At 71.7% G+C, this 23,300-nt stretch carries 20 protein-coding genes and 1 pseudogene; 2 read left to right on the top strand and 19 right to left on the bottom strand.

Going from position 1 to position 23,300, the window contains the following annotated elements; genetic code table 11:
• Positions 1–49: 49 nt before the first annotated feature.
• The 18 genes and pseudogenes from ACIBBD_RS10795 to ACIBBD_RS10710 form a co-directional block, all read right to left on the bottom strand.
• Positions 50–1,468, bottom strand: a complete 1,419-nt coding sequence (locus tag ACIBBD_RS10795) for an aspartate aminotransferase family protein (RefSeq protein ID WP_399418980.1) — start codon at positions 1,466–1,468, stop codon at positions 50–52.
• A complete protein-coding gene (dxs, locus tag ACIBBD_RS10790; RefSeq protein WP_399418979.1) occupies positions 1,465–3,417 on the bottom strand; it encodes a 1-deoxy-D-xylulose-5-phosphate synthase in 1,953 nt (650 codons plus the stop codon). Before dxs ends, ACIBBD_RS10795 begins: the two co-directional genes overlap by 4 nt.
• 28 nt (positions 3,418–3,445) lie before the next feature.
• A complete protein-coding gene (ispG, locus tag ACIBBD_RS10785; protein ID WP_399418978.1) occupies positions 3,446–4,603 on the bottom strand; it encodes a flavodoxin-dependent (E)-4-hydroxy-3-methylbut-2-enyl-diphosphate synthase in 1,158 nt (385 codons plus the stop codon).
• Positions 4,604–4,607: 4 nt separating this feature from the next.
• Positions 4,608–5,630: an adenosyl-hopene transferase HpnH gene (gene hpnH, locus ACIBBD_RS10780; RefSeq protein WP_399418977.1), complete on the bottom strand. Its 1,023-nt coding sequence runs from the start codon at positions 5,628–5,630 to the stop codon at positions 4,608–4,610.
• A gap of 5 nt (positions 5,631–5,635) precedes the next feature.
• Positions 5,636–6,277 carry a 1-hydroxy-2-methyl-2-butenyl 4-diphosphate reductase gene (locus tag ACIBBD_RS10775; RefSeq protein ID WP_399418976.1) on the bottom strand — a complete coding sequence of 214 codons (642 nt, stop codon included), beginning with the start codon at positions 6,275–6,277 and terminating at the stop codon, positions 5,636–5,638.
• Positions 6,277–8,301, bottom strand: a complete 2,025-nt coding sequence (gene shc, locus ACIBBD_RS10770; RefSeq protein WP_399418975.1) for a squalene--hopene cyclase — start codon at positions 8,299–8,301, stop codon at positions 6,277–6,279. The genes ACIBBD_RS10775 and shc overlap by 1 nt, the downstream gene beginning before the upstream one ends.
• 120 nt (positions 8,302–8,421) lie before the next feature.
• A complete protein-coding gene (locus ACIBBD_RS10765) occupies positions 8,422–9,486 on the bottom strand; it encodes a polyprenyl synthetase family protein (protein WP_399419105.1) in 1,065 nt (354 codons plus the stop codon).
• A 74-nt stretch (positions 9,487–9,560) separates the two neighbouring features.
• On the bottom strand, positions 9,561–11,147 hold the full coding sequence (gene hpnE / locus ACIBBD_RS10760; protein WP_399418974.1) for a hydroxysqualene dehydroxylase HpnE: 1,587 nt from the start codon (positions 11,145–11,147) through the stop codon (positions 9,561–9,563).
• Positions 11,126–11,215 (bottom strand): annotated as a pseudogene (locus tag ACIBBD_RS10755) (DUF6380 family protein); the annotation flags it as partial. The gene hpnE and the pseudogene ACIBBD_RS10755, both read right to left, overlap by 22 nt.
• Complete coding sequence (gene hpnD, locus ACIBBD_RS10750) at positions 11,215–12,165, bottom strand: presqualene diphosphate synthase HpnD (RefSeq protein WP_399418973.1); 951 nt, start codon at positions 12,163–12,165, stop codon at positions 11,215–11,217. The pseudogene ACIBBD_RS10755 and the gene hpnD, both read right to left, overlap by 1 nt.
• Positions 12,162–13,064 carry a squalene synthase HpnC gene (gene hpnC / locus ACIBBD_RS10745; protein ID WP_399418972.1) on the bottom strand — a complete coding sequence of 301 codons (903 nt, stop codon included), beginning with the start codon at positions 13,062–13,064 and terminating at the stop codon, positions 12,162–12,164. Before hpnC ends, hpnD begins: the two co-directional genes overlap by 4 nt.
• Positions 13,065–13,422: 358 nt before the next feature.
• Positions 13,423–14,211: an ABC transporter ATP-binding protein gene (locus ACIBBD_RS10740; RefSeq protein WP_399418971.1), complete on the bottom strand. Its 789-nt coding sequence runs from the start codon at positions 14,209–14,211 to the stop codon at positions 13,423–13,425.
• Positions 14,204–15,133, bottom strand: coding sequence for an ABC transporter permease (locus tag ACIBBD_RS10735; RefSeq protein WP_399418970.1), 930 nt, complete (start codon positions 15,131–15,133; stop codon positions 14,204–14,206). Before ACIBBD_RS10735 ends, ACIBBD_RS10740 begins: the two co-directional genes overlap by 8 nt.
• A 97-nt stretch (positions 15,134–15,230) precedes the next feature.
• Positions 15,231–16,118 (bottom strand): glycosyltransferase family 2 protein, encoded by an 888-nt coding sequence (locus tag ACIBBD_RS10730; RefSeq protein ID WP_399418969.1) that lies wholly within the window; start codon positions 16,116–16,118, stop codon positions 15,231–15,233.
• 5 nt (positions 16,119–16,123) lie between these two features.
• The gene (locus ACIBBD_RS10725; protein ID WP_399418968.1) at positions 16,124–16,903 is read right to left on the bottom strand and encodes a CDP-alcohol phosphatidyltransferase family protein; all 780 of its coding nucleotides are present in this window, start codon (positions 16,901–16,903) and stop codon (positions 16,124–16,126) included.
• Entirely contained in the window at positions 16,881–17,942 is a 1,062-nt protein-coding gene (locus ACIBBD_RS10720) for an iron-containing alcohol dehydrogenase family protein (protein ID WP_399418967.1), read from the bottom strand. Before ACIBBD_RS10720 ends, ACIBBD_RS10725 begins: the two co-directional genes overlap by 23 nt.
• Positions 17,930–18,682 carry a sugar phosphate nucleotidyltransferase gene (locus ACIBBD_RS10715; RefSeq protein ID WP_399418966.1) on the bottom strand — a complete coding sequence of 251 codons (753 nt, stop codon included), beginning with the start codon at positions 18,680–18,682 and terminating at the stop codon, positions 17,930–17,932. The genes ACIBBD_RS10720 and ACIBBD_RS10715 overlap by 13 nt, the downstream gene beginning before the upstream one ends.
• Positions 18,679–20,478, bottom strand: a complete 1,800-nt coding sequence (locus ACIBBD_RS10710) for a DUF5941 domain-containing protein (RefSeq protein ID WP_399418965.1) — start codon at positions 20,476–20,478, stop codon at positions 18,679–18,681. The genes ACIBBD_RS10715 and ACIBBD_RS10710 overlap by 4 nt, the downstream gene beginning before the upstream one ends.
• 393 nt (positions 20,479–20,871) lie before the next feature.
• Here ACIBBD_RS10710 and ACIBBD_RS10705 point away from each other — a divergent pair, with 393 nt between their 5' ends.
• Together ACIBBD_RS10705 and idi are read left to right on the top strand one after the other, a co-directional pair.
• Entirely contained in the window at positions 20,872–21,813 is a 942-nt protein-coding gene (locus ACIBBD_RS10705) for a cation diffusion facilitator family transporter (RefSeq protein ID WP_399418964.1), read from the top strand.
• 193 nt (positions 21,814–22,006) lie between these two features.
• Positions 22,007–22,600, top strand: a complete 594-nt coding sequence (gene idi, locus ACIBBD_RS10700; RefSeq protein WP_399418963.1) for an isopentenyl-diphosphate Delta-isomerase — start codon at positions 22,007–22,009, stop codon at positions 22,598–22,600.
• On the opposite strand, the gene ACIBBD_RS10695 is transcribed toward idi, so the two are convergent.
• Positions 22,601–23,146: an ATP-binding protein gene (locus tag ACIBBD_RS10695; RefSeq protein ID WP_399418962.1), complete on the bottom strand. Its 546-nt coding sequence runs from the start codon at positions 23,144–23,146 to the stop codon at positions 22,601–22,603.
• Positions 23,147–23,300: the final 154 nt, after the last annotated feature.

The following is a 23,300-nucleotide window of genomic DNA, read 5'->3' as shown; positions in this document are numbered from 1 at the left end:
GCCTCTGCGGCAAATTTCTTGCCTCAGAGGCAAAGGCGCCGGGATCCGCTCACCGATTGGCCACCGCCTGCTTGATCAGCGTCTTGCCGAAGTCCCACATCAGACCACCCCCGCTGTGCGCGTCGTCCATCACCTCGGTGAAGGCGCCGACGAACCGGTCCACCTCCTTCTCCCCGACGACCAGCGGCGGGATCAGCTTGATCACCTCCAGCTCGTCGCCGGAGACCTGGGTGAGGATCCGGTGGCGCTGGAGCAGCGGCACGACCACCATCTGCGCGAACAGGCCCTTGCGGGCGGCCTGGAGCATGGCCCACCGGCCGCGCAGCTTCAGCGACCTCGGCCGGCCGAACTCGATGCCGATCATCAGGCCCCGGCCGCGGACGTCGGCGAGCAGCTCGTACTTCTCGGTGAGCGCGGCGAGCCGTGACCTCAGCAGCTCCCCGGTGACGCGGGCGTTGGCGACGATCTGCTCGTTCTCCATGACCGACAGCACCGCGAGACCGGCCGCCATCGCCTGCGCGTTGGAACCGAAGCTCGCCGAGTGCACCAGCACCCGGTCCATGGACGAGTAGACCTTCTTGAAGATCCAGTCCTTGCCGAGCGTGGCGCCGACCGGCACATAGCCGCCGGAGAGCGCCTTGGCCACGCACACCAGATCGGGCTCGACGCCCTCCTCGTGCTGGTGGGCGTAGAAGTCGCCGGTCCGGCCGAGGCCGGTCTGCACCTCGTCCGCGATGAGCAGGGCCTTGTGCCGGTGCAGCAGCTCCTGGGCGGCGCGCAGGAAGCCGGGCGGGGCCTCGTGCACGCCCTTGCCCTGGATCGGCTCGACGATCAGGGCGGCCACGTCCCCCTTCTTCACCTCCCGTGCGAGGGCGTCGAGGTCCCCGAGGGGGACCGCGGTGTCGGGCAGCAGCGGGGCGAAGCCGTCCCGGAAGCCGGACTCGCCGTTCACCGACAGGGAGCCCGTGGTCAGACCGTGGAAGGCGTGGTCGCAGTACAGGATCCGCGGCTTCCCGGTCGCGTACCGGGCGAACTTCAGCGCGGTCTCGACGGCCTCCGTGCCGCTGTTGCCGAAGAACACCCGGTCCAGGTGCGGGCTGTGCGCCAGGAGCTTCTCGGCGAGCAGTCCGGGCAGCGGCTGGCAGTCGAAGCGGGTGAGGTCGGCGAGCTGGGCGTCGAGGACGTCGTGCAGCGCCTGGCGGACGACGGGGTGGTGGCGGCCCAGGCCCATCACCCCGAACCCGGCGAGCATGTCCAGGTAGTCGTTGCCGTCCGCGTCCCAGAAGTAGGCGCCCTCGGCCCGCTCGTAGACCTTGTCGAAGCCGATCGTGCGCAGGACGCGCGGCAGTTGGTGGTTGAGGTACCTGCCGTGCAGCGCGTAGCGCTCGGCTCCACGCGCCGCCAGCAGCGCGCGGAGGTCGAACCCCTCCGCCCGGGACGAGGCCGGCTCGGATTCCGCGGTCGTCATTGCTGTTGCTCCTTGGACAGCTCTTCCTGGGACGGCCCCGCCTCGGCCCGCCCCGTCGTGGACGGCCCCGCGGACCGCTGCTCCCTGACGGCCAGGCTCGCGCTGATCCGTCCGGCGACCTCGACGGGCGTGAGACCGATGTCGGCGAGCACCTCGGCGCGTTTGGCGTGCGCGAGGAACTGCTCGGGGATGCCGAACCGCCGGACCGGCACGTCGACCTCGGCGTCGCCCAGGGCCAGCGCCACCGCCGAGCCGACGCCGGCGGCACGGCTGTTGTCCTCGACGACGGCCACCAGACGGTGTCCGGCGGCGAGGGCGGGCAGGGCGGGGTCGACGGGCTTGACCCACCGCGGGTCCACGACCGTGCACTCGACGCCCCGCGCCTGGAGCAGCTCGGCCGCCTGCAGACAGACCGGTGCCATCACGCCGACGGCCACCAGCAGCACGTCCGCCCGGCCTCCGCGGCGCAGGACGTCCATGCCGCCCACGCGGTCGATCGCCGGGATCCTCGGCCCCACCGACTCCTTCGGGAAGCGGACGAGCGTCGGCGCGTCGTCCACCGCGACGGCCTCCCGCAGCTGGGCGCGCAGCTGCTCGGCGTCGCGCGGGGCGGCGATCCTCAGACCCGGCACGACCTGGAGGACGGACATGTCCCACATGCCGTTGTGGGAGGCGCCGTCGACACCGGTCACCCCGGCCCGGTCGAGCACGAAGGTCACCCCGCAGCGGTGCAGGGCCACGTCCATCAGCAGCTGGTCGAAGGCCCGGTTGAGGAACGTGGCGTAGACGGCGACGACGGGATGCAGGCCGCCGGTCGCGAGTCCGGCCGCGCTCACCGCCGCGTGCTGCTCGGCGATGCCGACGTCCCACACCCGGTCCGGGAAGCGCTCGGCGAACCTGCCGAGGCCCACCGGGTGCAGCATGGCGGCCGTGATCGCCACGACGTCGTCGCGTTCCTCCCCGATCCGGACGATCTCGTCGCCGAACACGGACGTCCAGGACGGTCCGCCGGCCGGCGCGAGCGGCGCGCAGGTCAGCGGGTCCATCACCCCCACGGTGTGGAAGTGGTCCTCCTCGTGGGCGAGGGCCGGTTCGTAGCCGCGGCCCTTCTCCGTGAGGCAGTGCACCAGCACCGGTCCGTGGAAGCGCTTGGCCCGGCGCAGCGCGGACTCGACGGCCTTGATGTCGTGCCCGTCGATGGGGCCGACGTACTTCAGGCCGAGGTCCTCGAACATGCCCTGCGGGGCGAACGCGTCCTTGAAGCCCTTCTTCGCGCCGTGCAGCGACTCGTACACGGTGTGCCCGACGACCGGCGTGCGCAGCAGGACGTCCTTGCCCCAGGCCAGGACCTTCTCGTAGCCGTCGGTGGTGCGCAGGGCGGCGAGGTGGTTGGCGAGCCCGCCGATGGTGGGCGCGTAGGACCGCTCGTTGTCGTTGACGACGATGATCAGCGGCCGGTCCCTGGCGGCCGCGATGTTGTTCAGCGCCTCCCAGGCCATGCCGCCGGTGAGCGCGCCGTCGCCGATGACCGCGACGACATGGCCCTTCTCCCCCTGCACCTGCCGGGCCTTGGCGAGTCCGTCGGCCCAGCCGAGGGCGGTGGAGGCGTGGCTGTTCTCGATGACGTCGTGCTCGGACTCCTCACGGGAGGGGTAGCCGGACAGCCCGCCCTTCCCCCGCAGCTTGGAGAAGTCCTGCCGGCCGGTCAGCAGTTTGTGTACGTAGGACTGGTGGCCGGTGTCCCACAGGATGCGGTCGACCGGTGACTCGAAGACCCGGTGGAGCGCGATGGTGAGTTCCACCACGCCCAGGTTGGGCCCGAGGTGTCCGCCGGTCCTGGCCACCGCGTGCACCAGGAAGTCCCTGATCTCGCCGGACAGTTCACCGACTTCCGCCTCGGACAGCGCCTTCAGGTCGCGTGGTTGCCGGATGTTCTCCAGGATCGTCACGCTCGGGCCCCCTCTCGGTCCGTGCTGTTCAGCTCACGGTGACGGCCGGCTCCCCCGACGCGACGCCGTCCTGCTCCATCTGTGCGGCGATCTTCATCGCCTCCTCGATGAGGGTCTCCACGATCTTCGACTCCGGGACCGTCCTGACGACCTCGCCCTTCACGAAGATCTGCCCCTTGCCGTTGCCCGAGGCGACCCCCAGGTCCGCCTCCCGCGCCTCTCCGGGGCCGTTGACCACACAGCCCATCACCGCGACGCGCAACGGCACGTCCATGCCCTCCAGGCCGGCCGTGACCTCGTCGGCCAGCCGGTAGACGTCGACCTGGGCGCGGCCGCAGGAGGGACAGGAGACGATCTCCAGCCGCCGCTGCCGCAGGCCCAGCGCCTCGAGGATCTGGATGCCGACCTTGACCTCCTCGGCCGGAGGGGCGCTCAGGGACACCCGGATGGTGTCGCCGATGCCTTGCGACAGCAACGCCCCGAAGGCGACCGCCGACTTGACGGTGCCCTGGAAGGCGGGACCGGCCTCGGTGACCCCCAGATGCAGGGGGTAGTCGCACCGCGCCGCCAGCTGCCGGTACGCCTCGACCATCACCACCGGGTCGTTGTGCTTGACGGAGATCTTGAGGTCCCGGAAGTCGTGCTCCTCGAAGAGCGACGCCTCCCACAGCGCGCTCTCCACGAGCGCCTCGGGGGTGGCCTTGCCGTACTTCCGCAGCAGCCGCCGGTCCAGCGAGCCGGCGTTGACCCCGATCCGGACCGGCGTGCCGTGGTCCTTCGCGGCCCGCGCGATCTCCTTCACCCTGTCGTCGAACTGCTTGATGTTGCCGGGATTGACGCGTACGGCGGCACAGCCCGCCTCGATCGCGGCGAACACGTACTTCGGCTGGAAGTGGATGTCCGCGATCACCGGGATCTGCGACTTGCGGGCGATGGTCCCGAGGGCGTCCGCGTCGTCCTGGGTGGGACAGGCGACACGGACGATCTGGCAGCCGGACGCGGTCAGTTCCGCGATCTGCTGCAGGGTGGCGCCGATGTCCGACGTACGCGTCGTCGTCATCGACTGCACCGACACCGGGGCCCCGCCCCCGACCGCCACCGGCCCGACCTGGACGCGCCGCGACACGCGGCGCTCGGCGATCGGCCGGGCCGGTACCTCGGGGACGCCCAGGGAGACGGCCGTCACGGGGTCACTCCCGGTTCCCGGAGACCGTCTCGCGCATGGCGCGCAGCGACTCCCTCAGCGACCCCATGGTGGCGAGGACGGCGGTGGGCTCGTAACCGCAGTGCGCCATGCAGTTGGCGCAGCGCGGGTCCTTGCCGCGGCCGTACTTGTCCCAGTCGGTGTCCTCGATGAGCTCGCGGTACGTCGGCACGTATCCGTCGCTCATCAGGTAGCAGGGGCGCTGCCAGCCGAACAGCGAGTAGTTCGGGATGGCCCAGGCCGTGCACGGGAAGTCGACCTTGCCCTCCAGGAAGTCCAGGAAGAGCGGGGAGTGGTTGAGCCGCCAGCGGCGCCTGTTGCCGCCCGAGAAGGCCTTCTTGAACAGCTCGCGGGTCTGCTCCACGCCCAGGAAGTGCTCCTGGTCGGGCGCCTTCTCGTAGGCGTAGGCGGGCGAGATCATCATCTCGTCGACCTTGAGGTCGTCGTTGAGGAAGTCGAGCACCTCGACGATCGTCTGCGGGGTGTCGGTGTTGAAGAAGGTCGAGTTGGTGGTGACCCGGAAGCCGCGCCGCTTGGCCTCCTTGATCGCCTCCACGGCCTCGTCGAAGACCCCCTCCTTGGCCACCGACTCGTCGTGCCGCTCGCGCAGCCCGTCGATGTGCACGGCGAAGGCGAAGTAGGGCGAGGGCCGGAACTTGTCCATCTTCTTGCGCAGCAGCATCGCGTTGGTGCAGAGGAAGACGTACTTCTTCTTCGCTACCAACTGCCGGACGATCTCGTGGATCTGAGGGTGCATCAGCGGCTCACCGCCGGCGATCGACACCATGGGCGCACCGGATTCGAGCACCGCCCCCACGGCCTGGGCGACCGGCATGCGCTGCTTGAGCACTCCCGCCGGATGCTGGATCTTGCCGCACCCCTCGCACTTGAGGTTGCAGGCGAAGAGGGGTTCCAGCTCGACGATCAGCGGGAACTTGTCCCGCTTGCGGAGCTTCTGTTCAGCCAAGTATGTAGCGACCTTGATGGACTGGCGCAGCGGCATGGCCATCTGGCTCACCTCCGGGGGAGCAGCACGTTACGGTGCCATTCGAAGAATGCAGGCAGGACGGAACGAAGGACGCGGAAAGCCGATATTCCACCGCGCACCGTGCCGATCCGGACGAGTTCATGTTCAGGAGCGTCCACGACCACCCGGACGGCCGCAACCGGGCGCGTCCCCGCACGGACGGCACTCAGGAGCGTGGCCGCCGACTCCATGTCGACCGCGATCGCGCCGGTGGCGAGCAGGTCGGACCGCTCGGGGCCGCGCACGACGTGGTCGGAGCCGGTGACGGGGCCGGTGTGGACGGTGCGACCGGGCAGCGTGCGCACGAGTTCCTTGACGAGCAGTTCGGTGCCGACGCACGGCACGGTCCCGCCCCGGTCGCGGGTCTCCTCGGCGACGACCAGGTCGCCCGGGTGCATGCCAGGGGCGAGTCCCGCGCAGAAACCGGTGGCCAGGACGGCCGCGCCGCTCAGCACCGGGTCGGCCAGGACCCGGGTGACGGAACGCTCGGCCGCCTTCGGCCCCATGCCGGTGCGCAGGACGGTGACCGGCCCGCCGGCCCCGCCGCGGTCACCCATGCGCAGGGCGAGGTGCTCGATGCCGAGCGCGCAGGCGATCAGCAGCGGGGCGGAGGCGGGCTGCGCGCTCATCAGCTCCCCTCGGCCTCGACGGACACCGCGCCGACGAGGGCCTGGGCGGCGAACGGCTCTCCGTGCACGTACCGGCCGAGCGCGGTGAGGGGGAACACCTGCCGGTAGAGGTGGTAGTTGATGGAGAAGTCCCACGGGAAGCCGGTGCCGGTGAAGTGGGGCTCGTCCCAGGAGCCGTCCTCCCGCTGGGTGCGGGCGAGCCAGGCGACGCCCCGCTCGACGGCCTTCGACTCCCTCTCCCCCGCCGCCAGCAGCGCCATCAGCGCCCAGGCCGTCTGGGAGGCGGTCGAGGCGCCCCGGCCGCTCCACCGGCCGGCGTCCTGGTAGGAGCGCAGGTCCTCGCCCCAGCCACCGTCGTCGTTCTGCACCCGCTCGAGCCAGGCCACCGCCCGGCGGATCGCCGGGTGCTGGGCGGGCAGTCCCGCGGCGGTCAGCGCGGGCACCACCGAGCCGGTGCCGTAGACGTAGTTGACGCCCCAGCGCCCGAACCACGAGCCGTCCGGCTCCTGTTCGGCCAGCAGCCAGGCGATGCCGCGCCGGGTGCGCGGGTCGTGCGAGAGTCCTTCGACGGCGAGCATCTCGACGACGTGGGCGGTGACGTCGGCGGACGGCGGGTCGATGACCTCGCCGAAGTCGCAGAACGGCAGCCGGTTGGGGAACCGGCTGGTGTTGTCGACGTCGAAGGCGCCCCAGGCCCCGTTCCGCGACTGCATCCCGAGGTTCCAGCGCACGCCGCGCGCGATCGCCTTCTCCACCCGCTCCGGGTCGTGGTGCTTCACGCGGCGCAGTGCGAGGACGACCTCGGCGGTGTCGTCGATGTCGGGGTAGTTGTCGTTGTGGAACTCGAACGCCCATCCTCCCGGGGGGAGTTGCGGACGCCGTACGGACCAGTCCCCGGGGCGTACGATCTGCTCGCCGAGCATCCAGTCGGCCGCCTTGACCAGTTGGGGGTGATCGGCCGGCACCCCCGCGTCGGCCAGCGCGATGGTGGCCAGACAGGTGTCCCACACCGGCGACTGGCAGGCCTCGATCATCCGGGCCCCGTCCTCGCGCCACACCGCGTACCGGTCCAGGGACTCCAGCCCGGCCCGCATCACCGGGTGTTCGAGGTCGTAGCCGAGCAGGTACAGGGCGATGACCGAGTACACGGCCGGCGGCTGGATCCCGCCCCAGCAGCCGTCGTTCTCCTGCCGTTCGATGATCCAGCGCGCGGCGGAGTTCATGGCGGACCTGCGCAGCCGGCGCACCGCGACCGAGCGGTAGCCACGCACGACCTTGTCCAGCCGTTGGAAGAGCCCGTCCCACGTGTTCACCGGCGCCAGGGGCCTGGGCGGGTTCGGGCGGGCCGGATCGGTGTGCAGTTCGTCCAGCGGGAACGGGGCCGGCCGCACCGGGCGCTTCGCCGAGACGATCGTGAGCGGGACGATCGTCTGCCGTGCCCAGCAGCCGAAGTTGTAGATGCTGAGCGGGAACCACTTCGGGAAGTAGAGCAGTTCGGGCGGGAGTTCGGGCAGGTCCTCCCACTTCCACCAGCCGAACAGGGCCAGCCAGATCCGGGTGAAGACGCGGGCGGCGGCCATGCCGCCCTGATCGCGGATCCAGGCGGAGGCCCGCGCCATGTGGGGCGCGTCGGGCGCGTCGCCGGCCAGGCGCAGGGCGACGTACGCCTCGATGGTGGTGGAGAGTTCGCCCGGGCCGCCGTAGAAGGTGGCCCAGGTGCCGTCCTCGCGCTGCTCGCCCCTGATGAAGAGGGCGGCGGCCCGGGTCGTGGACTCGTCGAGGATGCCCAGGAACTGACGGAGCAGCAGGTCCTCGGCGTCCATCGTGACGTTCGTCTCGAGGTCGCCCTTCCACCAGCCCTCGGTGTCCTGCCGGGCGAGCAGGAAGTCGGTGGCGCGCCGCACCGCGCGCTCGGCGGCTTCGTGCACCCCGGCCGCCACGGGGGTGTCGATGTCGGTTTCGCTGGCCGCGGCAGCGCGGGGCGGCAGGGCCGCCCCGGTGCTTCCGTCGGTCGTCGCTGTCATGGCTTCCCCTTCGTGCAGTCGTGCGAAGTCGTGCTGCTGTGGGTCCGCCGTCGGCCGGTGCTGGTCCTCGCCTCGCTGCACCGGCCGGCGACTACGCGAGGGCTATTCGACCGATAGTGATCATCTCTTTCGTACGACGACGAAGTCGGCGAGCGCCGTGAACCGGGCCCGCACCTGCTCGGGCATGTCGACGGCGTTCAGGGCTTCGATGGCGATGGTGTGCTGACGGCGTGCCTCCTCGGCGGTCCAGTCGCGGCCGCCGGCCTCCTCGATGAGGGCGGCACGCGCCGCGAACTCCTCCTCGGAGAAGGTCTCGAAGTCGCTGCTCTTGGCGTCCGCGGCGAGCATCTCGCCCAGCCGCTCTGAGGCGGAGCCGCCCGCCGCGAGCGCCGCCACGACCGGCAGGGACTTCTTGCGCTGGCGCAGGTCGCTCCAGGTCTGCTTGCCCGTGGAGACCGGGTCGCCCCAGATGCCGAGGAGGTCGTCGACGGCCTGGAAGGCCAGGCCGAGGTGGTAGCCGTACTTCTCCAGGGTGTCGGCGGTGCGGTCGTCCGCGCCGCCGAGCACGGCGCCGATGGAGCTGGCGCAGGCCAGCAGGGCGCCGGTCTTGTTGCCCTCCATCTCCAGGCACTCCTCGACGCTGACGCGGTCGCGGTGCTCGTAGGAGATGTCCTGCGCCTGGCCGTCGATGAGGGCGCGGGTGGCGGTGGTCAGCCGGCGGGTCGCCCGTCCGGCCTCGACGGTGCCCAGCTCCAGCAGGACCTCGTTGGCGAGGGCGAACAGGGCGTCGCCGACCAGGATGGCCTGGGCGGGGCCATGCACCTTCCAGACCGTGTCGCGGTGACGGCGCTGCTCGTCGCCGTCCATCAGGTCGTCGTGCAGGAGCGAGAAGTTGTGGACCAGTTCGACGGCGACCGCGCCGGGCACGCCCACCTCGGGGGCGGCGCCGGTGACCTCCGCGGAGAGCACCGCGAGCGCGGGGCGCACGGCCTTGCCGCCGTCACCGTCGGTCGGGTTGCCCTGGGCGTCGATCCAGCCGAAGTGGTAGGCGGCGACCGTGTCCATGGGGGGCGCCAGACGGTCGACGGCCGCCCGCAGCACCGGCGTGGCCAGGGTGCGGCCGCGCTCCAGGAGCGCGGTCACGTCCACCGCGGGCCTTCGAGCGGCCGTCGAGGCCGGGGGCACAGTGGGCACAGTTTCTCCTCTTGTTGCGTTACCGGAGGGGGTGCGGGGATGTGCCGAGCCGTGCTGATCGAACCTCACCGGTTCCCACCTCGCAGTGGGACGCCGGTTCCCTCCGGTTCTCGGCCGGGGGTCCGGGGGATGATCCCCGGAACGATGCAGTGAGCCGCCTTCTCGAACTCGAAGAGGTGGCGGGGGCGGGGCCGGCCGAGGGCGCCGAGCGCGGCGTCCGCCGCGCTCACACCGCTGCGGACCGCACTCTCCATGGTCGCGGGCCACCCGGTGGCGGTCCACGCTCCGGCCAGGTACAGGCCGGGTGCCTTGGTGCGGGCGCCGGGCCTGAGCCGTCCGACGCCGGGGGTGGGGGCGAACGTCGCCGTACGCTCCCTCGTCACGAAGAAGTCCTGCACCCGGGCGCCGCGCGCGCCCGGCAGCAGCCGGCGCAGCTCGGGCAGGTAGCGCTCGCGCAGCGCGGCCACGGGCTCGTCGATCTCGTCCTGCGCGGCCGACTGCGACAGCGCGAGGTACTGGCCCGAGCGCAGGCCGGAGGCCTCGGTACGGTCGAACACCCACTGCACCGGCGTGCCGAGCGCGGAGAGGAAGGGCACGTCGAGGACCTTGCGGTCGTAGACGACGTGGACGTTCAGGATGGGGGCGGTGCCGATCCGCAGCAGCCGCTCGGGCGCGTCGAGCGCCCCGTCCGGCAGCAGGTCGTGGGCCTCGCGCTGCGGTACGGCGAGGACGACCGCGTCGGCCCGGAACGTATGGCCCGGCACCTCGACACTCCACCTCCCGTTCTGGTTCGCGGAGAGGGAGCTGACGCGTGTCCGGACCTCGGTGCGCACGCCCGCGGAGGCGAGCGCCCTGCGGGCCAGCCGGTCGTGCAGGTCACCCAGCGGGACACGCGCCCAGCCGATGTCGGCCGCGCCCGGGTCGGACAGCAGTCCGGTCTTGAACACCATCGCGGCGAGCCCCAGTGAGGCGTCGCCCGCGACCGCGTTGAGGGTGGCGACGCCGACCAGGTCCCAGAGGGCCTCGATGGCACGCGCCGACTGACCGTGCGCGGTCAGCCAGGTACCGAAGTCCTGCGCGTCCAGGGCCGGATCGGCGAGGTCGAGCCCCTTGAGGGCGAGCGCGGCCCGGCCCACCCGGGCGCGTTCGGCGAGCGAGAGGTGCGGATACGTGGCGAGACCGCGCCCCAGGTGCAGGGGCACGGGCAGCGCGTCGCGCCGCAGCCTGCCGAGCCGCCGCCCCTCGGGCTTGGCGACGTCGACGACGGGCACGTCGAGACGGTCCTGCAGCGGTGCCAGCTCCGCGCCCTCGATCCGGTCGAGGAACCAGCGGTAGGCGGTGCAGCAGCGCAGGTACACGTGCTGGCCGTTGTCCACGGTGAGTCCGCCGCGCCGGAAGGAGAACGCCAGCCCGCCCAGCCGGGGGCGGCCTTCGAGCAGGGTGACGCGTACGCCCGCGTCGGCGAGCGCCAGCGCGGCGGTGATGCCGGCGAGCCCACCGCCGACGACGACGGCCTCCCGCCCGGAACTCCCGGACCCCTTCGCGGTGTCCGGGTGCAGTGCGTCGCTCATCGTGCGGCCTCCCCTGCCCGCCCGCCGTGACGCTCGACCCGTGCACGGCGGGACTCCGCAGTCAGGGACGCCGCGCCGCACCGGAGGGTTGCGTGCCGTTTCCCGCCGGTGACATCACGTGGGCCCACCGCGCCGCCCCGGGTGGCCATCAGATCTGCCTCCTGACGGTCAGCCGGGACATGTGGCGGGCGTCCAGACCCGACAGCCCGCGCACGGCGACGTACGCCTTCTCCCGGCCGGGCAGGGAGACCCGGCCGCGCAGGACCGCCTCGGGGTCGCGCTCGATGCGGTCGAGGAGGCGGCGGTAGATGCCGGCCATCGCGGCGACACAGGCGCCGCTGCGCCGGTCCAGCAGGGGCAGCAGCCGGTAGCCCTCGGCGAAAAGGGCGCGGGCCCGTCGCACTTCGAAGTGCACGAGGCCCGCGAAGTCGGAGCCCTCCGGTGGCCTCGGCCCGTCGAACCCGGCCGAGCAGCCGAACTTCGCGAGGTCGTCGGCCGGCAGATAGGTGCGGCCGCCCGCGGCGTCCTCGCGGACGTCCCGGAGGATGTTGGTGAGTTGCAGCGCGAGCCCGAGCGTGTCGGCGTACTCCGGCGCGCGTTCGGCGCCGCGCGCACCCGGTTCCGTGCCGAACACGCCGAGCGAGAGCCGGCCGATGGCACCCGCCACGCAGCGGCAGTACGTCTTCAGGTCGTCCCAGGTCTCGTAGGTCTCGCCGCGGACGTCCATCAGCACGCCGTCGATCAGCTCGTCCAGGCCGCCGAGCGGGATCGGGAAGACCCGCGCGGCGTGCGTGAGGGCCACCGCGACGGGATCGGTGTCGTCCTCGTCGACCTCGCCCTCGCGCACCCGGGTGAGCAGCGCCCGGGTGTCCTCGAGCCGGGCGATCTTCACGTCGCCGTCCAGCGCGCCGTCGCCGATGTCGTCGACGCGCCGCGAGAACGCGTACAGCGCCGACATCGCGCGCCGCTTGGGCGCGGGGAGCAGCCGGATGCCGTACGCGAAGTTGCGGGCCTGCTGTCCGGTGACGGCCTCGCAGTAGCTGTAGGCGGCGAGTACCGGCGCGGACACGGGTGGCGCGGAGTCCACGGTCCGGATCACCCCTCTTCTCGCAGGGTCACGCCCACCTCGCGCAGCAACCGGAGCTTGCCGGGCCGGGGCGGGCCGGGAAGGACGTCGTGGTCGGCGGCGGCGATCGCGGCGATCGCCGCCCTTCCCCCCGCCACGAACCCCGCGAGGAGCAGTCTCAGCCTGCCGTCGACGCTGCCCACCAGGGGGGCGCCCTCATTCAGCAGGTCGCGGGCGCGTTGCGCCTCGTAGGCGACGAGGGCGCGCACCGACGCGCCGGCGGTGGCGGCGGCGAGGTCCGCCTCCTGGACGTGGAAGCGCCTCATGTCCGCGGCGGGCAGGTAGACGCGGTCGCGGCCGAGGTCCTCGGCCACGTCCTGGAGGTGCTCGACGATCTGCAGGGCGGTGCAGATCGCGTCGGAGCGGCGGACGCGTTCGGGGGTCGAGGTGCCGGTGACGGCGAGGACGAGCCGGCCCACGGGGTTGGCGGAGAGTTCGCAGTACGCGAGGAGGTCGTCGTAGGTCTCGTAGCGGGAGACCAGCTGGTCCTGGCGGTTGGCGGCGATCAGGCCGAGGAAGGGCGCGGGGGTGAGCGCACGTCGGCGGACGGTCCGCTGGAGGCGGCGCAGCAGGGGGTGGCGGGGCGTGCCGTCGAAGACGCGGCGCAGGTCGGCCTCGAAGGCGTCCAGCAGGACGAGCCGGTCCTCGGCGTCGGTGGCCGACACGCCGAGCAGCCGGGCGTCGGCGCCGCCCGGGGCCAGGTCGCCGTCGCCGATGTCGTCGACCAGACGGGCGAAGCCGTACACCGCCATGAGGTCGTCGCGCCAGGCGCGGGGGAGGAAGAACGGGGCCACCGGGAAGTTCTCGTGCGCGGCCTTGGCGAGGGTGTCGCGCTCCGCGTCCAGCGGGCGCGACGGGGCCGGGGCCGTCATCGTCGGCTGCCCGGGGCAGGGACGGCACATGCTGCGTTGAGCTGGGGAGTTTCCGTAGCCATTGCCGTCACATCTCCCGTTCTACACCGACAACCCGATACCCACTATTTCGGACACGCCGCCCAGCCGCCCGCACGGCAGCCCCGTCCGAGGGTGTCGCGCATATCGCCCCACTTGGCGTGATTCGGGACCGGTACAGCTTACGTTGTACAACGCAGCGGGGTTCGCGGGGGTGTCCCACAGATCACAACAACACACCGATTGGCGTCAAGATTCCTACGACGGGCCGGAGTTGACGCTTCCTTTGCAGACGCGGGGCCCCACCGGACCGTTCCGGCGGGGCCCTCGACGCACCGGACTACTTGCCCGTGAACTTCTCGTACTCCTTGAGGACCTCGTCGGTCGGACCGTCCATGCGCAGCTCACCGCGCTCCAGCCACAGGACGCGGTCGCAGGTGTCCCGGATGGACTTGTTGCTGTGGCTGACCAGGAACACCGTGCCGGCCTCCTTGCGCAGCTCCCGGATGCGTTCCTCGGACCGCTTCTGGAACCTGCGGTCGCCGGTGGCCAGGGCCTCGTCGATCATCAGCACGTCGTGGTCCTTGGCGGCGGCGATGGAGAAGCGCAGCCGGGCCTGCATGCCGGAGGAGTAGGTGCGCATCGGAAGGGTGATGAAGTCGCCCTTCTCGTTGATGCCGGAGAAGTCGACGATCTCCTGGTAGCGCTCCTTGATCTGCTCCCGGGACATACCCATCGCCAGACCACCGAGGATGACGTTGCGTTCGCCGGTGAGGTCGTTCATCAGGGCCGCGTTGACGCCGAGCAGCGAGGGCTGGCCGTCGGTGTAGACCTTGCCGCTCTCGGGCGGCAGCAGGCCGGCGATGGCGCGCAGCAGCGTGGACTTGCCGGAGCCGTTGGAGCCGATCAGGCCGATGGCCTCGCCCCGGTAGGCGACGAAGGACACGCCGCGCACGGCGTGCACCTTGCGCACTCCGCGCTTGGTGTCGTCGGAGCCGCGCTTGACCATGCGGCTCAGGGCGGCGGTGGCGCTGCCCTTGCCGGTCTTCGCGCCGTTGACGCGGTAGACGATGTGCACGTCGTCGGCGATGACGGTGGGGACCCGGTGCCCCGGTACCTGCTCAGCCACGGCCGTACCTCTCCTCCGCCTGCCAGAAGTACGCGAAGCCACCGATGGCGAACAGGGCCGCCCAGCCGCCCGCGGCCGCCCAGACGTGGTCGGGGAGGTTCTCGGCGCCGTACTCCTCGATGAGGGCGAAGCGCATCAGGTCCATGTAGATGGCGGCCGGGTTCCACTGGAGGACGTTCGCGATCCACTGCGGCTTGTCGGCGAGGAAGACCGGGATGGAGAACATCACGCCGGACGCGTACATCCAGGTGCGCATCACGAACGGCATCAGCTGCGCGAGGTCGGGGGTCTTCGCGCCGGCCCGGGCGAAGATCAGGGCCAGGCCGGTGTTGAAGCAGAACTGCAGGACGAGCACCGGGATGATCAGGGGCCAGGAGGCGTCCGGGTAGCTGCCGAAGCCGATCGCCACGGCGAACAGCACGATCATCGAGTACATCAGCTGCTGGAGCTGCTGGAGCGCGAAGGAGATCGGCAGCGAGGCCCGCGGGAAGTGCAGGGCGCGGACCAGGCCGAGGTTGCCGGAGATCGCCCGCACGCCGGTCATGACCGAGCTCTGGGTGAAGGTGAAGACGAACACGCCCGTGACGAGGAACGGGATGTACACGTCCTTGTCCATCCCGCGACCCGCGTCGAGGATCAGACCGAAGATCGCGAAGTACACGGCCGCGTTCAGCAGCGGAGTGGCCACCTGCCACAGCTGGCCCAGCTTGGCCTGGCTGTACTGGGCGGTCAGCTTCGCCGAGGAGAAGGCCAGGATGAAGTGGCGCCGGCCCCAGAGCTGGCGGACGTACTCCCGCAGCGGGGGCCGGGCACCGCTCACGGCCAGCCCGTACTTGGCGGCCAGCTGTGCCGCCGTGAGGCCCTCGTCGGGCGACGGGGGCGCGCTCACCGCGACTCCGCCGTCATGCGTTGTCTCACTCACCAGTAGGAAACTTTCGTCTTCGGGATGCGCGACCTGAACGGGTCTGGCATGAGCCGGGGGGCCACGGCACGCTCCGGGGCCCTCGGGGACGAGCTTGTCAGATGACGGGAGGCCGGCCCAGTCGGGTCAGCCGCCACACCGTACGCCACTTCATGGGCCTGCGCGGACCGCACGGCGAGGTCCACCCTTCCCGGAATCCGCCGAACCACGCTTTCAGCGCCGACCCCGAGGGGCGGCGCGCCAACGTGAGCAGCAGCCAGACTCCGAGGTAGACGGGGACCAGCGGGGCGGGCAGGTTGCGGCGGGCCAGCCAGACGCGGTTGCGGGCGACCATGCGGTGGTAGACCGCGTGCCGTGAGGGCGCGGTCGTGGGGTGGTGCAGCACCATGTCGGACCGGTAGTCGATCATCCAGCCCGCGTCGAGGGCCCGCCACGCCAGGTCGGTTTCCTCGTGTGCGTAGAAGAACTCGTCCGGCAGCCCGCCGACTTCGGCGAGGACCCGGGTGCGGACGGCGTTGGCGCCGCCCAGGAAGGTGGTGACCCGGGAGGAGCGCATCGGGTCGGCGGCGCGCAGCCGGGGCACGTGGCGGCGCTGGGTGACGCCGGTGTCCGGGTCGGCGATGCGGAAGCTGATGATGCCGAGCCTCGGGTCGGCCGCGAAGGCCTCGCGGCACAGCTGAGCGGTGTCGTGGTGGGCGAGCAGGCCGTCGTCGTCGAGGAAGAGCAGGATGTCGACGTCGCGGCCGCTGGGGCCGAAGGCCTCGATGCCCACGTTGCGGCCGCCCGGGATGCCGAGGTTCTCCGGCAGCTCGACCGTGCGCACGCCGTCGGGGACGTCCGGGACGGGCGAGCCGTTGCCGACGACGACCACCTCGACCGGGTCGCCGTCCTGCTTGGCGACCGAGTCGAGCAGGGCGCGCAGCTCGTCGGGGCGGTTGCCCATCGTGATGACGACCGCGCCGACCTTCAGGGAGGAGGAGGCCATGGCGCTCACCGCAGCCTGCTGGAGGCGAGGATGGACACGAGGTGCAGCAGCGTCTGCAGCAGCGCGATGCCGGCCAGCACCGCGACGCCGAGCCGGGAGAAGAACAGGTCGCCGCGCACCTGGTCGGCGACGGCCAGGACCAGGATCAGCAGGGACGCCTCGATCCCGAGGATCAGCCGGTGGAACTTGAGCGCCGAGGCGGCCCGGCGGGCCAGCGCCATGCCGGAGGAACGCGGCTCGGACGCGGTCTCCTTGACCGGCGGCAGGCCGCCCTGGTGACGGGCGACGCCGACCAGGTCCGTCTCGGCCTTGATCAGGATCGCGCCGAGAGCGGCCAGCGTGCCGAGGAAGGCCCAGAGCCAGTCGATCCGTCCGGAGCCCCACAGGTCGGCGGCGCGCAGACCGAAGCCGACGAGCACCGCGGCGTCGGTGAGGTACGCGCCGACCCGGTCCAGGTAGACCCCGCCGAGCGAGTACTGCTTCTTCCAGCGCGCGATCTCGCCGTCGACGCAGTCCAGCAGCAGGTACATCTGGACCATGACCACGCCCAGCACGGCGCCCGGGATCCCCGGCACCAGGAGCGCCGGGGCCGCGAGGACACCGAAGACGGTCATCAGGTACGTGAGCTGGTTGGGCGTGACCCTGGTGTTGACCAGGTAGCGGTCGACCCGCAGGGACACCTCGCGCATGTAGAGGCGTCCCATCCAGTGCTCACCGCTGCGCCGGTCCTTCACCCCCGGGGGGTGGACGACCGGTCTGAGTTCAGCTACCGATGGCCTTGACATAGTCGGCGTAGATGTCCTTGATCTGTTCGGTCTTGAGGTCGAGGTGTTCGAGGATCGTGTAGCGGCCGGGCCGGGTCTCGGGGGCGAACTCCACGGCGCGGACGAACTCGTCCGGGGTGAAGCCGATCTCCTCCGGCAGTACCGGCAGTCCGTGCCGCCTGAGCACCTCGGCCATGTAGGCCGACTCCTCGTGGGCTCCGCGCAGGTACATCGCGAAGGCCGCGCCCAGTCCGCACTGCTCGCCGTGGGCGGCGGCACGCTTGGGGAACAGCAGGTCGAAGGCGTGGTTGATCTCGTGGCAGGCGCCGGAGGACGGCCGCGAGTCGCCGGAGACCGACATGGCGATGCCGCTGAGGACCAGCGCCTCGGCGAGCACCTGGAGGAAGTCGGTGTCGCCGATGCCGCCCGGGTGCCGCAGCACCGCCTCGCCCGCCTGCCGGGCGATCGCGGCGGCGAGGCCGTCGATCTTCTCGCCCTTGACGCGGTGGGCCAGCTCCCAGTCCGCGATCGCGGAGATGTTGGAGACGGCGTCGCCGATGCCGGCCCGCACGAAGCGCACCGGGGCCTCGCGGATGACGTCGAGGTCGATGACGACCGCGATCGGGTTGGGCACGCCGTAGGAGCCGCGGCCCGCGTCGTTGTCGAGGGTGGCGACCGGGGAGCACAGTCCGTCGTGCGCGAGGTTCGTCGGGACGGCGACCAGGGGAAGGCCGACGCGTGCCGCGGCGAACTTCGCGCAGTCGATGATCTTGCCGCCGCCGAGGCCGACGACCGCGTCGTAGTGGCCGGCCTTTATGTCGCTCGCCAGCCGCACGGCGTCGTCGAGGGTGCCGCCGCCGACCTCGTACCAGGTGGCGCCGGGCATCGAGGGCGCGAGCCGCTCGCGCAGCCGGGCGCCGGAGCCGCCGCTGACGGCGACGGCCAGCCGGCCGGAGTGCGAGATGCGCTCGTCAGCGAGGACGCACGCCACGTCGTCGAGGGCACCCGGGCGGATGTCCACGACGAGCGGCGAGGGGATGAGCCGGGTCAGTACTGGCACGCGATCTCCCGTCCCCGGGCGAGGTCGTCGTGGTTGTCGATCTCGACCCACGCGACGTCGCCGATCGGCGCCACGTCGATGCGGAAGCCGCGGTTGACGAGCTCCTGGTAGCCGTGCTCGTAGAACTGCTGCGGGTCGGTCTCCCACACGGTCTTCAGCGCGTCCGCCAGCTCGGCGGCCGCGTCGCCCTCGATGAGGGTGACGCCGATGTACTCGCCGGTGGCCTCGGCGGGGTCCATCAGCTTGGTGATCTTCGTCATGCCCTTCTCGGGGTCGACGACGACCTTCATCTCCTCGTCGGCCAGGGACTTCACGGTGTCGAGGGCGAGGATGATCCTCTTGCCGTCGCCGCGGGCGGCGAGCAGCGTCTTCTCGACGGAGACCGGGTGGACGGTGTCGCCGTTGGCGAGGATCACGCCGTCCTTGAGGGCGTCACGTCCGCACCACAGGGAGTAGGCGTTGTTCCACTCCTCGGCCTTGTCGTTGTCGATGAGGGTGAGCCGGAGGCCGTACTTCTGCTCCAGGGCCGCCTTGCGCTCGTAGACGGCCTCCTTGCGGTAGCCGACGATGACCGCGACCTCGGTCAGACCGATCTCGGCGAAGTTGCCGAGCGTCAGGTCCAGCACCGTGGGTTCGCCCTCTATGCCCGCGGGCCCCACCGGCACCAGCGCCTTCGGCAGGGTGTCGGTGTAGGGGCGCAGACGCCGTCCGGCGCCGGCCGCCAGCACGAGGCCGATCATGCGGGTTCTCCTTCATCGTGTACGGCGGGCGCCCCAGCGGACACCCAGAAGCGGATGCTCTCGGCGAGCACCACGAGGGCGACGGCCACCGCGAGCACCGTGAGCGCGAGCGTGAACTGCTCGGCGGTCAGCAGCGCCGCCAGGACCGCGACCAGCAGGGTCCGTCCTTCCTGCCCCCCGACCGCGCGCACCAGCCAGGCCGGCGGCGCTCCGGCGTTGCCGCGGATGCGGTACACCGTGTCGTAGTGATGGTAGGCGACGGCCGCCACCAGCCCGAAAGCCGCCGGTAGCGCTCCGTTCACCTCGGCCTGGGCCGCGAGGATCAGGACGGTGCCGTATTCGGCGGCGCGGAACAGCGGGGGGACGAGCCAGTCGAGGGCGCCCTTGAGGGGCTGGGACAGGGCGAGCCCGGAGGTGACGACGTGGACGGCCGCGCCGCCGACGGCCGCCCAGGGTTCGCCGGAGAGGACGGCCGAGACGAGGACGACGGTGCCGATCACTGCCAGGAGCAGCGGGGATCCGCCGCGCAAGCGGGTGTTCCGGCTGCGCGGCTTCCCCGCGACGGCGGCCAGCGGCCCGTTGTCCGCCAGGTCCGCCAGCGCCTGCGCGGCCCGGTCCGTCCGCTCGGCCTTGCGGGTCAGCGAGCGCAGGACGCGGCCGGCCGTGGTGTACGTCGCCGCGAAGGCGCAGCCGATCAGCAGAGCGTAGAAGGTGACCCGCGGGGTGGTGACCGCGGTCAGGACGGCGATCATGGCCCATCGTTCACCGATGGGCAGCACTATCATCCGGCGCACCCAGACCGTCCAGCCGACGCTGTCCAGCTTGTCGGAGAGGGCGGCAGTGGGGCTGGTGTTGGCGGTGGCGTCGTGGTTGGCCTCGTTGAAGGAGAAGTCCACGACGTGCCGGCAGGTCTGCAGGACCATCGCGCCGAGGGCCAGCGCCCACACGTCGTCGCCGCCGCGGGCGGCTCCGAGGGCGAGGCCGGCGTAGTAGGCGTACTCCTTGGCCCGGTCGAAGGTGGCGTCCAGCCAGGCGCCGAGGGTGGAGTACTGCAGGGAGTAGCGGGCGAGCTGGCCGTCGGTGCAGTCCAGCACGAAGGAGAAGAGCAGCAGCAGGCCGGCGGCGACGAAGCCGCCGCGGGTTCCGGTGGCCGCGCAGCCGGCCGCGATCAGCGCGGTGAGCAGCGAGGCGGTGGTGACCTGGTTCGGGGTGAGGCCCCGGCGGGCGCACCAGCGGGCGATGTAACGCGAGTACGGGCTGATGCAGAAGGTGGTGAAGAAGCCGTCGCGCGCCTTCACGGCCGACTTCAGGCGCACGGCCTCGTCGTCGACGGCCGCGACCGCCTGCCGTGCCTCGTTGCGGGCCTGCGGGTCGGCGGGGACCTCCGCGACCAGGGTGCCGAGCTCGGGCCGGTGGACGTCGGCGCCGTCGGCGTCCAGGGCGGCGACGACGCGGTCGGCGAGGCTGTCGACGGCGAGCGCCGTCCCGCCGCTCGCGGAGGTCTCCCGGGCCATCGCCCGGGTCAGTGCCTGACGGCCGGCCGCCTGGGCGGTCACGGCGCCCGGGACCGCGGCGAGCGGGAAGCGGGGGTCGGTGAGGCCGAGACGCAGCGCGTGCAGGTGGCCCACGAAGCGGGCGTCGACGACGGCGACCCGCTCGTCACCGGGGACCGCGGCGAGGAGCGTCTCCGCGTCGGCGGCGTCGGCGGCGGCCCGGACGTCGAAACCGAGGGACCGCAGGTCCGACTCTATCGACGATCCGGGGACCGGCTGACCGGTGAGGATGGCGGTCGGCAACCGAACTCACTCCCTGGGTACCGACGCGTCCACGTCGGTCATCTGCATGGTGGGGGCGCCCCTTGGCGGCACCAGGCGGGCGGCATGTCGGCAGAGGCTATCGGATGCCGCGAAGGCCGTGTTCACCGGCCGTTCAGGTCGGATCGCGCGGTCGGAGAGCACGGTGTGAACCGGCCTGTGCCGAGATCATCATGGGCGATCGGCGGCCCGGCCGACAAACCGCGCTCCGGGGCGGCCGGGCGAGGACGCCGCACGGTAAGTGAGGCTGCCCTGACCTGCGGTTGGTTTCCGCAGGTCAGGGCAGATGACAACGGTGTTCAGTGCCGCGTTGCCCCATACCCCCCACCCGTAGTTGACTGTGGTCCCGGACGCAACACAGGAGGGCTTTCTCCCATGGGCGCTGGGCACGACCACGGCCACACGCACGCGCACGTGCCGACCAACGGTACGGCCGCTGCGGCGTACCGCGGCAGACTGCGGGTGGCGCTGGCGATCACACTCACCGTGATGGTGGTGGAGATCGTCGGCGGGGTGCTCGCGGACTCCCTCGCCCTGATCGCGGACGCGGCGCACATGGCGACGGACGCGCTCGGTCTCGGCATGGCGCTGCTCGCCATCCACTTCGCCAACCGGCCCCCGAGCGAGCACCGCACCTTCGGCTTCGCCCGCGCGGAGATCCTGGCCGCCCTCGCCAACTGCCTGCTGCTGCTCGGGGTGGGCGGCTACATCCTGTACGAGGCCGCGCAGCGGTTCTTCACGCCGGCCGCCACCGAGGGCGGGCTGATGATCGTGTTCGGCGCGGTCGGCCTGGTCGCGAACACGGTCTCGCTCACGCTGCTGATGCGCGGCCAGGCGGACAGCCTGAACGTGCGGGGCGCGTTCCTGGAGGTGGCGGCGGACGCGCTGGGCTCGGTGGCGGTGCTGGTCTCGGCGGCGGTGATCCTGACCACCGGCTGGCAGGCCGCCGACCCGATCGCCTCCCTCGTCATCGGCCTGATGATCGTGCCGCGGACCCTCAAACTGCTGCGCGAGACCCTGGACGTCCTGCTGGAGGCGGCCCCCAAGGACGTCGACATGGCGGAGGTGCGGGCGCACGTACTGGCCCTGGACGGCGTGGAGGACGTGCACGACCTGCACGCCTGGACGATCACCTCCGGGATGCCCGTGCTGTCAGCGCACGTGGTGGTGCGCTCGGACGTGCTGAACGCGATCGGCCACGAGAAGATGCTCCACGAGCTCCAGGGCTGCCTGGGCGACCACTTCGACGTGGCGCACTGCACGTTCCAGCTGGAGCCGGTCGGGCACGCCGAGCACGAGGCCCGGCTCTGCCACTGAGCGGCCCGGACACCGGGGCGCCGTACGGATCCGCACACCCGTTCAGGACGGTTCCCCGCGCACCGCGCCGGGCAAGATCAGCCACCGGGCCCCGTTGCCGTGCGCGGGACATGCGGGCGTTCGCGCGAAGTGCCGGGAGTGCCGGGCGCGTACGGCAGACTTGGGGGCGCGAGGACCGATGCTAAGGATGGGTATGCCGATCACACCTGCCACCACGACGACCGGTTCGTCGAACGGCACCGCGGACGCGATTCTGCTGGAGCTCGTCGACGAGAACGGCGTGACCGTCGGCACCGCGGAGAAGCTCGCCGCCCATCAGCCGCCGGGGCAGCTGCACCGGGCGTTCTCGGTGTTCCTCTTCGACGAGTACGGCCGGCTGCTGCTCCAGCGGCGAGCGCTCGGCAAGTACCACTCCCCCGGTGTCTGGTCCAACACCTGCTGCGGTCACCCCTACCCGGGCGAGGCGCCCTTCGCGGCGGCCGCGCGGCGCACCTTCGAGGAGCTGGGCGTGTCCCCGTCGCTGCTCGCGGAGGCGGGCACGGTCCGCTACAACCACCCGGACCCGGCGTCCGGCCTGGTGGAGCAGGAGTACAACCACCTGTTCGTCGGGATGGTGCAGTCCCCGCTGCGGCCGGACGCGGACGAGGTCGGCGAGACGGCCTTCGTGACACCCGCCGAACTGGCCGAGCGGCACGCGAAGGACACCTTCTCCGCCTGGTTCATGACCGTGCTGGACGCCGTCCGGCCCGCGGTCAGGGAACTGACGGGCCCGTCGGCCGGCTGGTGATCAGACGGCGCCCGCGGTTTTGAGCGGCAGGGCGACCCAGACCACCTTGCCGCCGCTCGCCGTGTGCTCCACGTCGCACACTCCGCCCGCCTCCCTGGTGATCTCCCGCACCAGCAGCAGTCCGCGGCCGCCCGTGCGGGCGGGGTCGGTCTCCAGGGCGGTCGGGCGGTAGGGGTGGCTGTCCTCCACGGACAGTCGCAGCCACTCGGCGCCGACGGCCACCTCAACCGCGAGCACCGGCGACAGCAGCGCCGCGTGCCGGACGGCGTTGGTCACCAGTTCCGAGACGATCAGCAGGAGCCCCTGGACGAGGTCGTCCGAGACGGGCACTCCCTGGCGCAGCAGCAGGTCCCGAACGGCGTGTCGTGCCTGCGGGACCGAGGCGTCCACGGCGGCGGCGGTGAACCGCCAGACCCCTTCGTACGGCAACGGCCGCGGCATGTCGGTCTCGGGGGGCCCGGGAGCCTGGGCCTTCTCGGAAGGCTCCGGAAGTGCGCCCGTGTCGCCTTCTGGGCGCGGGCCGGACCCACGCCCGTGATCGTCCATCGTCCGGTCGCCACCCTTGCGCTCGGTTGTCGCCACACGTCGAGTGTTGGCAACGAGGCGCTTGGCTCCCGATGACTGAACAGAAGTCAGCACTTATCGAGCGTTTCCGACCGTTCATGTCGAAGGCTGCCAGCGATTCGGCGACTCCCGCCAC

Source organism: Streptomyces sp. NPDC051315 (assembly GCF_044455165.1).
In the GTDB taxonomy this organism is placed as follows: Bacteria; Actinomycetota; Actinomycetes; order Streptomycetales; family Streptomycetaceae; genus Streptomyces.
Note: the sequence above shows the minus strand (reverse complement) of the source record. Positions and strands in the feature narration are given on the sequence as shown.

What these genes read in the sequence shown, in the direction of transcription:
- ACIBBD_RS10695 (WP_399418962.1), bottom strand. Translation starts at nt 23,146, where the DNA reads ATGGACGATCACGGGCGTGGGTCCGGCCCGCGCCCAGAAGGCGACACG.
- ACIBBD_RS10715 (WP_399418966.1), bottom strand. Translation starts at nt 18,682, where the DNA reads ATGATCGGCCTCGTGCTGGCGGCCGGCGCCGGACGGCGTCTGCGCCCC.
- ACIBBD_RS10795 (WP_399418980.1), bottom strand. Translation starts at nt 1,468, where the DNA reads ATGACGACCGCGGAATCCGAGCCGGCCTCGTCCCGGGCGGAGGGGTTC.
- ACIBBD_RS10730 (WP_399418969.1), bottom strand. Translation starts at nt 16,118, where the DNA reads ATGGCCTCCTCCTCCCTGAAGGTCGGCGCGGTCGTCATCACGATGGGC.
- hpnH (WP_399418977.1), bottom strand. Translation starts at nt 5,630, where the DNA reads ATGGCCATGCCGCTGCGCCAGTCCATCAAGGTCGCTACATACTTGGCT.
- idi (WP_399418963.1), top strand. Translation starts at nt 22,007, where the DNA reads ATGCCGATCACACCTGCCACCACGACGACCGGTTCGTCGAACGGCACC.
- ACIBBD_RS10775 (WP_399418976.1), bottom strand. Translation starts at nt 6,277, where the DNA reads ATGAGCGCGCAGCCCGCCTCCGCCCCGCTGCTGATCGCCTGCGCGCTC.
- hpnC (WP_399418972.1), bottom strand. Translation starts at nt 13,064, where the DNA reads ATGACGGCCCCGGCCCCGTCGCGCCCGCTGGACGCGGAGCGCGACACC.
- ACIBBD_RS10705 (WP_399418964.1), top strand. Translation starts at nt 20,872, where the DNA reads ATGGGCGCTGGGCACGACCACGGCCACACGCACGCGCACGTGCCGACC.
- ACIBBD_RS10725 (WP_399418968.1), bottom strand. Translation starts at nt 16,903, where the DNA reads ATGTCAAGGCCATCGGTAGCTGAACTCAGACCGGTCGTCCACCCCCCG.
- shc (WP_399418975.1), bottom strand. Translation starts at nt 8,301, where the DNA reads ATGACAGCGACGACCGACGGAAGCACCGGGGCGGCCCTGCCGCCCCGC.